This window comes from Streptomyces sp. NPDC020958, assembly GCF_055562175.1.
On sequence record NZ_JBVHFU010000011.1, the window covers coordinates 123,053 to 136,361 of the forward strand.

Below are 13,309 nucleotides of genomic sequence, written 5' to 3' on the forward strand. Positions count from 1 at the left end.
CATCCCCACCTGATCCCACCCCCGTCGAGCCACCGCGCCCAGAGGTCACGCCGGGCTTCATGGCACTGCCGGGCCCGGTGCCGCCCACGCGCGGAGTCGGGTGTCGACGGCCTGCCGCACGGCGGCGAAGCGGCCGTGCTGCCGGTACCGGCCGCCAGGCCGCTCAGGGCGTACGCGGTGTACGTGAATCCGTCCGCGGTATGGGACCGGCAACCTCGGTCGCCGAGGCTCACCGCGCTGACCTGTGACCATGGCAGGCGTCGGGTGCCAGGCGAAGAGGGCGAACGCCACCGCGACGGCCGTGGCGATCCCCGCGGAGCCGATCGACTGCCCGTCCGTGTGGGAGAGCGGGGTGGCGGCGCCGCTCGGCGTCCGCGACGTCCAGCCGGCGCCCGTCCGGGGTCAGAAGGGCGTTCGAGGGCAGGACGGGCGGCCGGGGCGCCGCCCAGGTGCCTCAAGTCGTCACGGCGGTCATCGTCGCAGTCACGCCCTCGGGTGCGGGGCCGAAGAAACGCCCAGCTTTTGGGCACCCGCACATGGCCGGTTCACCCATATCGACGAAGACTGCTTTCTGCCGGACGTGGACATACACCGGGCCATGTCGAGAGCAGTTCGCTGTGGGAGAGACAAATGCTTCGAGGCTATACCGTCCCGTTGTCCCCGCGTGGCGTCGCGAACCTGGCGACGAAGCCGCCGTGGCACTACGCCGGCACCGTCGTCGGGGCGGAGTTCTGGACCGATCCTGCTGCCGCGGCGGCAACCCTCCCGGAGGGCCTCACGCCCGATCCGGAATCGGCGGGACACGGGACGGCCCTGTTCATCGACTGGCAGTACTCGGGCGGGCGGGACGAATATCTCGACCCCGCGCGGAGTCAGTACCGGGAGTTCTTCATCCTTCTGGACGCCCGGTGGCAGGACAGGCCCGTTTCCTGGTGCCCCTACATCTACGTCGACAACGACCACGCGCTGGCCCGCGGCTGGGTCCAGGGCTTCCCCAAGAAGCTCGGCACGGTTCACCAGACCAGGATGTTCGACGTGCCGAACCACGCGGCTCCAACCCTCGCCCCGGGGGGACGTTTCGCCGCGACGGTCTCGGCGGCCGGTCACCGGCTCGCCAACGCGCTGGTCACCGTGGAGGAGCCGGTGCACGATCCGCGCACCCTGATGACGCGGCCCACGGTGAATCTCCGGCACTTCCCGAGCCTCGCGGCGGCCGAGCAGCACAGGCCCGCGGTCCACGAACTGGTCATGGCCGTCTTCGACGACCAGACGGTGACCAACGCGTGGACCGGTTCGAGCGAGCTCGACTTCCCGATCGCTCCCGGCGAGGAGCTCCATGATCTGGCACCGGTACGGACAGGGCCCGGTTTTCGCTTCGAACTGTCCTACTCGGTGACCGACCTCAGGACGCTGGCCCCCTAGGACGGAGCGCCGCTGGCCGCCCCATGCCGCCGGCACCTCCGGAGGCACCAGGCCGGGCCCGCGGTCCACTGCTCGCCCGTCCCAGGCCCGCCTGGCCTCCGCGCTCCCCGGACGTGCCATCGCCGTACCAGGGAATGCCTCCGCTGTGCTCTGTGCCGAGGTGCAACGGCTCGGCCGCGGGTACCTGCTCCGTGGACCGGTTTCGGCTTCTCCGCGACCGGGGGCCAGGCCGCGCGTCTCACTGGTCCGGCGTGGAGACGACGCCCGGCGGGGCCGGGCGAGCCGATTGTAGGGCGAGGACGACCATCTGCGTTCGGTTGACGACGCCGGTCTTCTCGCGGATCCGACGGATGTAGGTGTACACCGTGTGCTTGCTCAGGCCGAGGCGTCGGGCGATGACGTCATAGGTGGTGCCCGCCGGCAGCTCGGCGAGGATCTGTCGCTCTCTCCTGCTGAGCGTGGACAGCGGATGGCCGGTGTCGTTCGTCGCCCCCATCTCAGCCTCCCCAGGAACTGTCGTAGCAGCGGAAGTACGCGGTGCACCGCGTGGTCGACGACACGGCCGATGTCTCCACGGGCGTGTTCGACGCCGGCGCGTCGGCGGTCGGCGTGGCCGTCGACGCCGGTCCGGACTCGTCCGCCGCGGCAGGGCCGACGACGGTGAGGAAAAGGACCGCCAAGGCCGTCGTAGCAAGGCGCCGGGTGCGCAGCAGACATTCGAGGCGCTTCATGAGGAACCTCCGATCAGAAGTGGCCGAACATCGAAGAGCCTCGTTCATCGCCGGACGTGACGCGAGGTTCCGGGTTTCTCACCAAGCTGCATTGACCAGACAGTGACAAGGGAGCAGACGTGCCCAAACCGGACGGGCCGGCGGACTCGATGGCGCCGCTGACACTGCAGAGGACCGATCAGGACGTCTACGCCTGCGTGGGCAGGACACGGCAGGTGTCGGCGACGTATCTCGCGTCGGCCCTGGGAATCTCACCGGAGGACGCGGCCGCGAGTGTTCGGCGCCTGGTCGCGGCGCACCTGATCTGCGTCAGCACGGTCGACCCCGCGGTCGGATTCACCGTCGCACCCGAGACGGCCGCCGCCCAGCTGACCGGTCCGATCGAGGAGAGCATCCGTGCCGGCCAGGCCGAAGCCGCTCGGATTCGGGCAGAGGTGGCTGCCTTTCGGGAGTTGTACCCCCAGGTCCGGCCGGACGAAGCGTCGGCCGTGCGCATGCTGGACAGCCTCGCCGAGGTACGCAGTCGGCTCAACCAGGCCGCTGGGCGGTGCGTCAGGGAGATGCTCAGTTCTCAGCCCGGCGGCGGCTCCCGGAAGCCGGAGGCCATGGAGGAGGCCATCGGCCGCGACCGGGCGATGCTGGAGCGCGGGGTCGGTATCCGCACCCTCTACCACCACACCGCCCGTTTCAACGGGCCCAGTCAGGCGTATGTGTCGGCGGCGTCCGCGCTCGGCGCGCGGTACCGGACCGTGCATGAGCTGTTCGGCCGACTCATCGTCTTCGACCGGACGGTCGCGTTCCTGCCCCTGTCCGACGACTCGTCAGGGGCTGTGGAGGTGACAGATCCGAACCTCATCTCCTACCTCTGCGAGATCTTCGAGCAGACCTGGGAGCGGGCGACGCCTTTCGTCGACGCGGCTCACCAGGGTCTGGAACAGGTCTCCCGGGAGATTCACACCACCGTGCTCAGGCTGCTCGGCGCCGGGCTGAAGGACGAGGCCATCGCCCGGCGGCTGGGCATGTCACTGCGCACCGTACGCCGCCACATCGCCGAACTCATGGAGCAGTTGGATGCCACCAGCCGGTTCCAGGCGGGTGCCGCGGCCGCGAGCCGGGGGTTGCTCGACACCTCTCCCCACGAACGACCGGCCCGGAACTGATCACGCCTGAGGGCCGACGTGCAGACCGCGCCATGGATTTCCGGAGCTTGTCAAGTCCATTCTTTTTGCGAATATGAAGCCGACTTTCCACTTGGCATGCTGAGAGGGCGAGAAGGGCTGCGGTGAACATTCGGCAGACCACTCCGGAACCGACTCACTGCCCGAGAGGAATGTGATGGGCCTCACCGGCTTCGATCTCCACGCATACGCGGATCCCGTTTTCTACGAAGCGCCGGAGCTGATCGACGACACGGCCACCCGCTGGAGGACCCCGGACCTGGACGGTGGCGTCCGGATTGACGGCCACAGCGTCTGGACCTCGGTGTCCTATGGGCGCGGACTGCCACCACAGGGCTGGAAGATCCATGTGTCGGCGGTGGCGGCGGACGCTCCCTCGGTACTCGCCCTGACCGCCGGAGTATGCGCGCGGCACCATGCCGACTTCAAATACCTGCGCAGCAGCACCCTGCTGGAAATCTTCAACTCGAAATACGCCCACCGTGGCTCGGCCGGAAAATTCATCGCCATCTATCCAGCCGAAGAGCAGGAACTCAAGGACATCCTCGGCGAACTCACCCGCGCCCTCGACGGATTTCGCGGTCCGTATATTCTCTCCGATCTCCGTTGGAGTGACCGAGCCCCGGTCTACCTTCGCTACGGTGGGTTCGCCCGGATCTACACCGAGCAGGCAGACGGAAGGGTCGTGCTGGCCTTACGGCGGCCGGACGGCACGCTGGTACCCGACCGACGCGGTGCCAGTTTCCATCTGCCGGACTGGCTGGACGTCCCAGCCTTCGTCCAGGACCGCATCGAGGAGCTGGCACGCTCCAGCTTCGTGGACATGCCGTACGAGATCGACAAGGCCCTCCACTTCTCCAATGGGGGCGGCGTCTATCTGGCCACGATCCGTGAGACCGGCGAGCGGGTCGTCCTCAAGGAAGCCCGCCCGCTGGCCGCTTTCGATCGCACCGGTGCGGACGCCGTCGCCCGGCTCCGGCACGAGCACGAGGTGATGGTCGCGCTCCAGGACACCGGCCTGGTGCCCAAGGTGTATGGCTATCACGTCTTCTGGGAGCATCACTTCCTGGTGCAGGAGTATGTCACCGGCGACACCTTCGCCGAGGCGACCGACCGGCGTCGGCCGATCTCCTGGAGCGATGCCGGGCAACAGGACTACCGCGACTACACCGCGTGGTCCCTCGACGTGGTCCACCGCATCGAGCGGGCGGTCGAGGCCGTCAACGCGGCCGGCTTCGTCCTCGGCGACGTCCATCCGAACAACGTCATCGTCAGACCCGACGGACAGGTCACCCTCATCGATCTGGAGGCCTGCCATCCGGTCGGCGCACGACGCACCGGTCTGCTCGGCGCTCCGGGCTTCGCCGCCCCCACGCATCTGAGCGGCACCGACATCGACGCGCACGGGCTGGCCGCACTGAAACTGCACCAGTTCATCCCGCTGACCGCGCTCTACCCCGGCAACCCCCACAAGCCCGAACTGTTCGCGGACTGGGCCGAACGGTGCTACCCCCTCCCGGAAGGCTACGCACGGGCGGCCGCGGCACGGTTGCGCGCCTGGTCCCGTGACCGGCCGCCCCGGACCGGCCCGGACGCCTCTCCTGGTCGGGCCGAACCCATCGGCCGGTGGGCCGAGGACCGGGGCCTGCTGGCCCGCGCGATCACCGCCACCGCGTCCCCGGACCGCGACGACAGGCTGTTTCCCGGGGCACCCGCGGGCTTCGAACCCGGCGGCGGGGTCAATCTGCTGCACGGCGCCGCCGGCGTGCTGTATGCCCTCCGGGCGGCGGACCTCCCCTTCCCCGATTCCTGGCTGGACTGGCTCGTGGCTGCCACGACCAGAGAGGCCGACGCCCTCCCGGCCGGACTCTTCACCGGGGCGCACGGCGTGGCCACCGTGCTTGACCTGCTGGGACGCCACCAGGAAGCCGCAGAACTGCTCGGGCGCACCCTCGCACGGCCCGAGCCCGCCGACCTGAGCCTGCTGTCCGGCCTGCCCGGCATCGGCCTGTCGCTGCTCGGCTTCCACCGCAGGAGCGGCGACGACCGCCACCTGCGACGGGCCCACGAGGTGGCGGCCCGGATGACGGACCTCGTCGGGAGCCGCACCGGGGAACCCGGCTGGGGCCTTGAGAGAGGCCTGTCCGGCGCCGCTCTGTTCCTGAGCCGGCTTCGGCAGGACACCGGCGACCACGCTGTACCGGACGACGCCGCGCTGCGGTACGTGAAGCGAGACGTCGTCGCCTACCGGAAGGCGACCGAAGCCATGCGCGCCGAGCACGACCGTCGGCCGATGGTGTCCTTGCGCGCGGGCGGCGCCGGCCTCGGTCTCGCGCTGCAGGCCGTCCTGGCACAACACCGTGATCCCGACGCAGAGGCCGCGCTGGCCGAGACCCGGAGAGCGGCGGCGGTGCCGTTCGTGACGACCTCGGGCCTTCTGAACGGACGGGCCGGACTGCTGTACTTCCTCGCCGCGACGGCGTCGGAAGCGGTCACGGACGCCGAAGCGCTCGCCGGGCACCAGCGCGACATCTGGCAGCACGCCGTCGCCCACGCACAGGGACTCGCCTTCCCCGGCGACGGCCTTCTGCGGCTCTCCATGGATCTCGCGACCGGAACGGCCGGCGTTCTGCTGGCGCTGGAGAGCGCCCACCGGCGGGCGGACCTGCTGGCACCGCTGCTCGGTGCCTAGGCACCCCACGATCTCCGCCGGGCCGGACGGCCCGGCGGTTGCCCCAACCATCACTCGACACAGGGAGATCTTCATGGACGTTCTGCGGCTTCAGGCCCTTGAGGACGCCGGCCAGACCGGTGCGGCGTGCAGCACCGCAACCACCACGATCACCGTCACCACCATCACCACCATCACCACCGTCAGCCCGGACGAGCCGGCCGAGGCCGCCGAGTCCCTCGCCTGACCAACTCCTCCTACCAGAAAGCCGAAACCATGCAGATCCTCCAGCTCCAGAGCCTGAAGAGCCCCAACGACGAGACCGAGGTCCAGGCCCGTGGGACCACCACGTCGACCACTCTGATCACGATCACCACGACCACCACGTACAAGTGATCCCTCTGATCGACCGGTAGTTCCGAATCCCCGCTCCGGGGGCGTCGGCCGAGTGGCCGGTGCCCCCGGAGCAGACGTCATGGAGAGTGAGAAGCGGATGCACACACGGCACGCCGACGGCGTGGTCGACGACATCGGATACGGACGGCAATTCGACGGCTGGTACGACCGGGTCTACCCCAAGGACCAAGTAGCCGAGGAAGCGGCCGAGAGGCTGGCGCAGCTCCACCCGGCGCCCGAGGCCGGCACGCTGGAATTCGGCGTCGGCACCGGCCGCGTGGCGATCCCGCTCGCCGCTCGGGTGGGCCCGGTCGTGGGCGTCGACTCCTCGTTGGAGATGCTGGCCGGCCTGCGGGCAGACGCGGAAGCCGGGCTCGTGGAACCGGTGCACGGCGACATGCGGGCCTTCCGTGACGACCGCCGTTTCGCCCTCGTCTACTGCATCTGCGGCACGCTCTCGATGGTCCTCGACCCCGAGGAGCAGCGCCGGGTGATCGAGCGGGCCGCGGAACTGCTCGTGCCGGGCGGTCTGTTGGTCGTCGAGACGCACGACCCCGCGACCATCGAGGCCATGCACGACGGCCGCGCCCGCGAGACCTTTTTCTTTCCCTACCCAGAGCCGGGCACCGGCCTCCAGATGCACTCGGTCCTCTCCTCGACCGAGCGGATCTGGCGCTGCTCGCACATCTGGTACGAGTCCGACGGCACCACCCGGGTAGGCTCCGAGCTGTCCCGCCTGACCCACCCGCACGAGGTCGACGCCTACGGCCTCGAAGCCGGTCTGACCCCGGAGAGCCGCCTCGGTTCGTGGGACGGCCGCCCGTACGCCGGACAGGCACCGACGTACATCTGCACCTACCGCAAGCCGTGAACCACCAGTGGCCGGGGCGCCCGGGGCGCGTCCGACACCAGCCCGGCCTGTTCACCGCCTCCCGGAGGGTGTGACCAGAAGGCCGTCGGCGAAGGGGGGCACGGAGGGCCGTTCGGGCCGTGGGTGACATCGGGGGTGCGGCAGTCCATCGCCCGAACGTTGGTGTCCCGCGTCGTCATCAGCTTTCCCTGGCGGCGGCCGGCGACCTGGCCGCCGTGTCCTCCTCGGCCTGGTCACTTTCGCCGGCCGGGGCCAGGGCGATGCCACCAATGCCGCCCTGAAGTGGATGCGCGATCACTGCGCGAGCAATGATCTGGAGCTGGTCCGGATCGAGAACTTCAACGACCAGTACCAGGGAGATCGGCGCCCGGGGTCCGCCCTCCTCCGCTTCACGCTCGCACGAACGAAGTCGCGGAGCATCGCAGGGTGGTGCACCTAGCTAGGGACCCGAGGCGAATTCCCTTTCCGTCATCTGTTTCCCGGCCGCTGCTTCCTGTTCCTTCTTTCCGTGTCCTGTTCGCTTCCCTTCGGGCTTGTGTTGGCGCGGTGGATGCCCGATGCCCGGGCCCCCTACCGTTCGCAGCGGTTCGTCCTCGCCGACCCGGGGACCTACGAACTGAACAAGGCCGAGCTGGCCGGGCAGCGGGTCCGCGCGATCAACCCCCACGCCTCCGTCGAGGTCTTCACCGACGGCGTCACCGAGCAGACCGTCGAGAAGCTGACCGCCTCCTGCCAGGTGATCATCGACGGCGTGGACGCCACGACCACCGACGGGTGGCGGGCCAAGCTGCTGCACCGGAACGCCGTCCGGCGGCGGCTGCCCCTGATCACCGGCTGGGACATGGCGGGCACCGAGTACGTCCGCTGCTACGACTACCGCAGCGTCCGGGCCCCCTTCGCCGGAGCCGTCGACCCGCACGACGCGGACCGTCTGGACATTCGGGAGCTGCTGCGCCGGGCGGTGCCGTTGCGGCACGTGCCGACCGACATGCTGGCGGAGATCCGGGCCAACCACGCCCGGCCGGACTACAGCTTCCCCCAAGTCGCCTACACCGCGTCGGCGTTCGGGGTGATCAGTTCCCACATGGTGGTGCGGCTGCTGGCCGGGCGGCGGGTGCGGCCCGAAGTCCGTCTCGACGTGCACCAGGTCACCAGGCCGCGCACCGAACAGTGGCGCGAGAGGGCGCGCCGGCCGGTCGAGCCGGCGCTCCTGCTGCCGCACCTCCTGCGGCTGGTGAGTCGATCTCGGAGGTGGACATGAGCGTGCGGCAACGGAACGTGCTGTGGACCTTCTTCTGCTGCGGCCTGGGTGTGGCCATGGTGTCGCTCGACAACCTCGTCGTCATCGCGGCCCTGCCCTCGATCCGGGCGGATCTCGGCGGGAGCATCCGGCAACTCGAGTGGACCGTCAACGCCTACACCCTCACCTACGCGGTGCTCATGCTGACCGGCGCGGCCCTCGGGGACCGGTTCGGACGGCGACGGATGTTCGGTGTCGGGATGCTGGTCTTCGTCCTCGCGTCGGCCACCGCCGCGCTGGCACCCGGCATCGGCGCCCTGATCGCGGCACGTGCCGTCCAGGGTCTGGGCGCCGCGCTGCTGATGCCGCTGAACCTGACGATCCTCACGGAGGTGGCGCCCGTGCGGCGGCGGGGCGCCCTGCTGGGCGCGATGAGTGCCGTGGAGGGCGTCGCCTCCTGCTGTCCGTTGCGGGACTCACTCGCTCGGTTCGAGGAGGTAGCCCCGTGCGTTCGCGGTCCGGATGCGCAGTCCGAGGGGGGCGAGCCTGCGCCGGATTCTCATGATGTTCAGGTCCAGGGCGTTCCGGCTCGCCGTTCCGCGGCGGGCGCGGAGCAGCGCGATCAGCTCGTGCCGGGCCACGAGGGTGCCGTACCTCTCGACCAGCGGCTCCAGCAGGTTCATCTGGGTCGGATCCAGTCCTCCCGTGAGTCGCTCGGCACCGGCGGGGTCGCGCCGTTCTCGACCACGAGGAGGCGGGGGATTCCCCGGCGCCGCAACTGCTCCAGTCCCTGCACCTCGACCGGCCGGCGCAGGACACGCACGTCCTGGGTGGCTGAGAATAACTGCCCCTCAGTGTATTGCGGCACGAATTATCGTCCCCTTTCGGGCGCGGTGAAAAATGAAAGGTGCTGGGCGTTTCGCTCCCCCGTGGCATGACTACCTCACTATCGAGCATGGCTAAGCATCGCTGCAACAGACACATTGGAGAGGTCGATGCCTGGCTATCTGCATAAAATAGGACTGCTGACGGACTGTTAATAGTGCAAGTAGTCCTTTGTGTGGTCGGCCGGACCCGCCCGGATGTCGTGAAAAGGGGTGACGCGCCGAGCCCTTTCCTGCGCGTAGATTGCTCGCAGCAGTCGGTCGATATTCGAGGTTCCGGGAAGGGTATGGAAAGGACCGAAGAAATTCTCACCACCGGGGAATTACTGATCGCCATCATGGCGCTGGTGTCGCCGGGGTTCCCCCGGGGAACCGGGCGGACGCCGAGCCCCGCACCCGCCGCCCACGACCAGGGACCGGAACACCGCGCGGAAGGAATCCGTCATGCTGAGCGCCACCAGTGAGGTCCTGGTGACCGGCCTCGGCGCGACCACCCCACTGGGCGGCGACGTACCCGCCAGCTGGGCGGCGCTGCTGGCGGGCCGGTCCGGGGTGTCCCGGCTGACCGCCCCCTGGGCCGCACAACTGCCCGTCCGGATCGCCGGGCACATGTGTGAGGACCCCACCGGACGGCTGGGCCGGATCCAGCAGCGGCGGCTGGAACCGCAGTCAGGCGGCCGCGGTGGTGGCGGCCCGGGAGGCGTGGACGGACGCCGGCGCGCCCGAGGCCGAGTCCGAACGGCTCGCGGTGGTCCGCGCCCACGCGTCGCCGCTCAGCAGCAGGCCGTGCAGCAGTACGCAGCCGGGGTGCCGGCGTTCGCCCGTGACCCAGGTCCGGCCGCCACCCACGTCGCCGAAGCCGTAGGGACGGCGGCAGGGGGCACTGCGGCCGAAGCGGGTGGCGACCAGGTCGTCGGCCCACCGGCGCAGGGCCGTCGCCACCGGTTCCATGGCCGGTCCGTGCGCCGCCGCAAGGGCGTGGGCGGAGGCCGTGTCGTAGCGGTCCGCCGACAGGAACGAGAGGGTCTCGGGGTCCGACCGGGTGATCGCGCGCGGCAGCCTGCGCAGCACGCCCACCGGGATCGACCGGCGGGGCGGGCGCACCCCCATGTGACCGGCGAGCAGGCCGACCAGCTCCGGCAGTTCGGGCGTCGAGTCGTCCAGCACGTAGTAGGTGCGGCCGGCGCTCTCCTCGTCCTCGGGAAGAGCGGCCAGGAAGCGGACGAAGTGGTCCAGGGGCACCACCGGGACGAAGACGTCGGGACCGCCGGGCAGCGCCGCCAGCCGGCCCTGCCACAGATCCGCGACCATCGTGGCCAGGCCGAGGTACTGCCCGGGACCGATCACCGTGCTGGGGTTGGCGACGCTCAGCGGCACCCCCAACTCCCGGGCGCGCGCCCGCACCGCGGTGTCACCCTCCTGCACCACCGGCTACGGCGGTGGAACAGACCCGCACCACACGCTCGGGGGCGTCGCGCCGCACGTCCACGTACCGTCAGGGACGCTGCCGCGGGGCCACCGTCCCGCCCAGTTCGGCCGCCCGGCGCACGAACGTCTCGTGCAGGTCCCGCGCCGCCCGCGGCACCGAGTCGGCCCGCCGGCGCTGCAGTGTCAGCAGCACCCGGGTGGCGTCCCCGGCCAGCGGCCGGCACACGATCGTCCCCTCGCGCTCCAGCGGGTCCCCGACCACGCTGAAGTCCGGCAGCACCGTGGCCCCGAGTCCCTCCGCGACCATCAGCTTGCCCATCTCCGCGCCGTCGGTCGAGTAGGAGAACGCGGGTGCGCGGCCCGCCAGCAGCCGGTGCACATAACGGTGCATCACATAACCGGTGCGCATGGCGATCAACGGCACGGAGAGCAACTCGTCGGCCGTCACCTCGGCCCGGCCGGCCAGCGGACTGTCCGGCCGTACACACACCACCGGCCGCCCGTGCAGCAGTTCGGTGGCCTCGAAACCGGCCGGCACGTCGTCACCGTCCAGGTGGTTCACGAGACCCAGGTCGAACCCGCCCTCGGCGAGGCCGCGGTGGATCTCCGTCTGCTGGGCGCCCACCACCTCGACCTGGGTCACCGGATGCGCGGTGCGGAAGTCCCGCAGCACCGGGATGAGCAATGGCACGGTCGCCGCGTTGACCGTGCCCACGCGCACCATACGGCTGATGCGGTGCTGCTCACCCGCTGCCAGCCGCAGCCGGTCCACCGCCTCCAGCACATCGACGATCCGGGGCAGCAGCTCCTGCCCGGCCGCGCTCATCGTCGCCCCGGTGCGCTTGCGCTCCAGCAGATCGACGCCCAGTTCCCGCTCCAGGTTCCGCACCGTCTCGCTCAACGCGGGCTGGGAAAGGCGCAGTTCGTCGGCCGCCCGGCGCAGCGAGCCGAGCCGGGTCACGGCCGCTATGTATTCCAGCTGTTCGGTCCGCATCCCGGCAGAATGCGCGGCCGACGGGGACGGGTTCAAGGGTTTCCCTGTCACACGTTCGTGAAATTCAATGGTCCGCGATACGAGAACGGTCGGGTTTTCCTTGACTGGTCTCGGCGCCCACTGCGACCATCGACGACATGAAGATGCGACTGGACCTCACGCGGCGACGCCACGTCGACCTCGCGCGCGTCTCCAGCGCCTCCTGTTGCGCCGCGGCCTGATCGCCCCACCAAGATCCGCCGCGCTCTGCGTATCACCTTTTCCCGCCCGAATTCACCGCACCGCGCCCCGTGCTGCTCCGCGCCGTGCACCGTCCGAATTCCGGCGTGCCCGAAAAACCGCAACAGGAGTTCCGCATGCCCGCCGCGCCCTTGAAATTCGCCTACTGGGTCCCCAACGTCAGCGGAGGACTCGTCACCAGCACCATCGAGCAACGCACCGACTGGGGGTACGACTACAACCGCGAACTCGCCGTCCTCGCCGAGAACAACGGCTTCGAGTACGCGCTCAGCCAGGTCCGTTACATGGCCAGTTACGGCGCCGAGTACCAGCACGAGTCCACCGGCTTCAGCCTCGCGCTGCTGCTCGCCACCGAACGCCTGAAGGTGATCGCCGCCGTCCACCCCGGCCTCTGGCACCCGGGCGTCCTCGCCAAGTTCGGCGCCACCGCCGACCACCTCTCGAACGGCCGCTTCGCGGTCAACGTCGTCTCCGGCTGGTTCAAGGGCGAGTTCACCGCGCTCGGCGAACCCTGGCTGGAGCACGACGAACGCTACCGCCGGGCCGAGGAGTTCATCCGTGCACTGCGCCAGATCTGGACCGAGGACCACACCGAACTCGCGGGCGACTTCTACCGGCTGCGGGACTTCTCCCTGAAGCCCAAGCCGCTCAACACCCCCGAGCGTCCGCACCCGGAGATCTTCCAGGGCGGCAACTCCACCGCCGCCCGCGCGATGGCCGGGCGGGTCTCCGACTGGTACTTCTCCAACGGCAAGGACTTCGACGGGGTGATCGAGCAGATCAACGACGTCCGCAAGGCCGCGGCCGAAGCGGGCCGCACGGCACCGAGGTTCGGCCTCAACGGCTTCCTCATCGCCCGCGACACCGAGGCCGAGGCGCGCGACACCCTCCGCGAGATCATCGCCAAGGCCGACAGGGAGGCCGTCGCGGGGTTCGGCGCGGCCGTGAAACAGGCCGGGCAGTCCGCCGCCGACGGCAAGGGCATGTGGCAGGACTCCACCTTCGAGGACCTCGTCCAGTACAACGACGGCTTCCGCACCGGTCTGATCGGCACCCCCGAGCAGATCGCCGAACGGATCGTGGCCTACAAGCGGCTCGGCGTCGACCTCTTCCTGCTCGGCTTCCTGCACTACCACGAGGAGGTCGAGTACTTCGGCAGGCGGGTGCTGCCCCTCGTACGCGAACTCGAAGCCGCTCTCCCGGACCCGGACCAGGAGTCCGAGCCCGCCCACGTCTGACCCCCCACGCCGCGAA

13 protein-coding genes and 1 pseudogene are annotated in these 13,309 nt (G+C 69.9%); 10 read left to right on the forward strand and 4 right to left on the reverse strand.

Annotation, left to right across the window (positions count from 1 at the left end):
- Positions 1–630 precede the first annotated feature (630 nt).
- Positions 631–1,422: an acetoacetate decarboxylase family protein gene (locus tag ACZ3KP_RS28005; RefSeq protein ID WP_467502609.1), complete on the forward strand. Its 792-nt coding sequence runs from the start codon at positions 631–633 to the stop codon at positions 1,420–1,422.
- Positions 1,423–1,660: 238 nt separating this feature from the next.
- Here ACZ3KP_RS28005 and ACZ3KP_RS28010 read toward each other — a convergent pair whose 3' ends face one another.
- Positions 1,661–1,918 carry a response regulator transcription factor gene (locus tag ACZ3KP_RS28010; RefSeq protein ID WP_467502611.1) on the reverse strand — a complete coding sequence of 86 codons (258 nt, stop codon included), beginning with the start codon at positions 1,916–1,918 and terminating at the stop codon, positions 1,661–1,663.
- A gap of 1 nt (position 1,919) precedes the next feature.
- Complete coding sequence (locus tag ACZ3KP_RS28015; protein WP_467502612.1) at positions 1,920–2,153, reverse strand: hypothetical protein; 234 nt, start codon at positions 2,151–2,153, stop codon at positions 1,920–1,922.
- Positions 2,154–2,272: 119 nt separating this feature from the next.
- On the opposite strand from ACZ3KP_RS28015, the gene ACZ3KP_RS28020 reads away from it, so the two are divergent.
- From ACZ3KP_RS28020 to ACZ3KP_RS28050, 7 genes and pseudogenes are all read left to right on the forward strand, one after another.
- Entirely contained in the window at positions 2,273–3,313 is a 1,041-nt protein-coding gene (locus ACZ3KP_RS28020; RefSeq protein WP_467502614.1) for a helix-turn-helix transcriptional regulator, read from the forward strand.
- Positions 3,314–3,488: 175 nt separating this feature from the next.
- On the forward strand, positions 3,489–6,023 hold the full coding sequence (gene lanKC / locus ACZ3KP_RS28025; protein ID WP_467502616.1) for a class III lanthionine synthetase LanKC: 2,535 nt from the start codon (positions 3,489–3,491) through the stop codon (positions 6,021–6,023).
- A gap of 73 nt (positions 6,024–6,096) precedes the next feature.
- Complete coding sequence (locus ACZ3KP_RS28030) at positions 6,097–6,249, forward strand: class III lanthipeptide (RefSeq protein WP_467502618.1); 153 nt, start codon at positions 6,097–6,099, stop codon at positions 6,247–6,249.
- 228 nt (positions 6,250–6,477) lie between these two features.
- Positions 6,478–7,269, forward strand: a complete 792-nt coding sequence (locus ACZ3KP_RS28035) for a class I SAM-dependent DNA methyltransferase (protein ID WP_467502620.1) — start codon at positions 6,478–6,480, stop codon at positions 7,267–7,269.
- 550 nt (positions 7,270–7,819) lie between these two features.
- Positions 7,820–8,530, forward strand: coding sequence for a ThiF family adenylyltransferase (locus ACZ3KP_RS28040; protein ID WP_467502622.1), 711 nt, complete (start codon positions 7,820–7,822; stop codon positions 8,528–8,530).
- Positions 8,527–9,447 (forward strand): MFS transporter, encoded by a 921-nt coding sequence (locus ACZ3KP_RS28045; protein WP_467502827.1) that lies wholly within the window; start codon positions 8,527–8,529, stop codon positions 9,445–9,447. The genes ACZ3KP_RS28040 and ACZ3KP_RS28045 overlap by 4 nt, the downstream gene beginning before the upstream one ends.
- A 390-nt stretch (positions 9,448–9,837) precedes the next feature.
- Positions 9,838–9,951: pseudogene (locus tag ACZ3KP_RS28050) on the forward strand (beta-ketoacyl synthase N-terminal-like domain-containing protein); the annotation flags it as partial.
- 111 nt (positions 9,952–10,062) lie between these two features.
- Here ACZ3KP_RS28050 and ACZ3KP_RS28055 read toward each other — a convergent pair.
- Positions 10,063–10,821 (reverse strand): NAD-dependent epimerase/dehydratase family protein, encoded by a 759-nt coding sequence (locus ACZ3KP_RS28055; RefSeq protein ID WP_467502624.1) that lies wholly within the window; start codon positions 10,819–10,821, stop codon positions 10,063–10,065.
- A gap of 67 nt (positions 10,822–10,888) precedes the next feature.
- Entirely contained in the window at positions 10,889–11,815 is a 927-nt protein-coding gene (locus ACZ3KP_RS28060; protein ID WP_467502626.1) for a LysR family transcriptional regulator, read from the reverse strand.
- 143 nt (positions 11,816–11,958) lie between these two features.
- On the opposite strand from ACZ3KP_RS28060, the gene ACZ3KP_RS28065 reads away from it, so the two are divergent.
- Positions 11,959–12,036 carry a putative leader peptide gene (locus tag ACZ3KP_RS28065; protein WP_350786652.1) on the forward strand — a complete coding sequence of 26 codons (78 nt, stop codon included), beginning with the start codon at positions 11,959–11,961 and terminating at the stop codon, positions 12,034–12,036.
- A 135-nt stretch (positions 12,037–12,171) separates the two neighbouring features.
- The gene (gene sfnG / locus ACZ3KP_RS28070; RefSeq protein ID WP_467502628.1) at positions 12,172–13,293 is read left to right on the forward strand and encodes a dimethylsulfone monooxygenase SfnG; all 1,122 of its coding nucleotides are present in this window, start codon (positions 12,172–12,174) and stop codon (positions 13,291–13,293) included.
- Positions 13,294–13,309 lie beyond the last annotated feature (16 nt).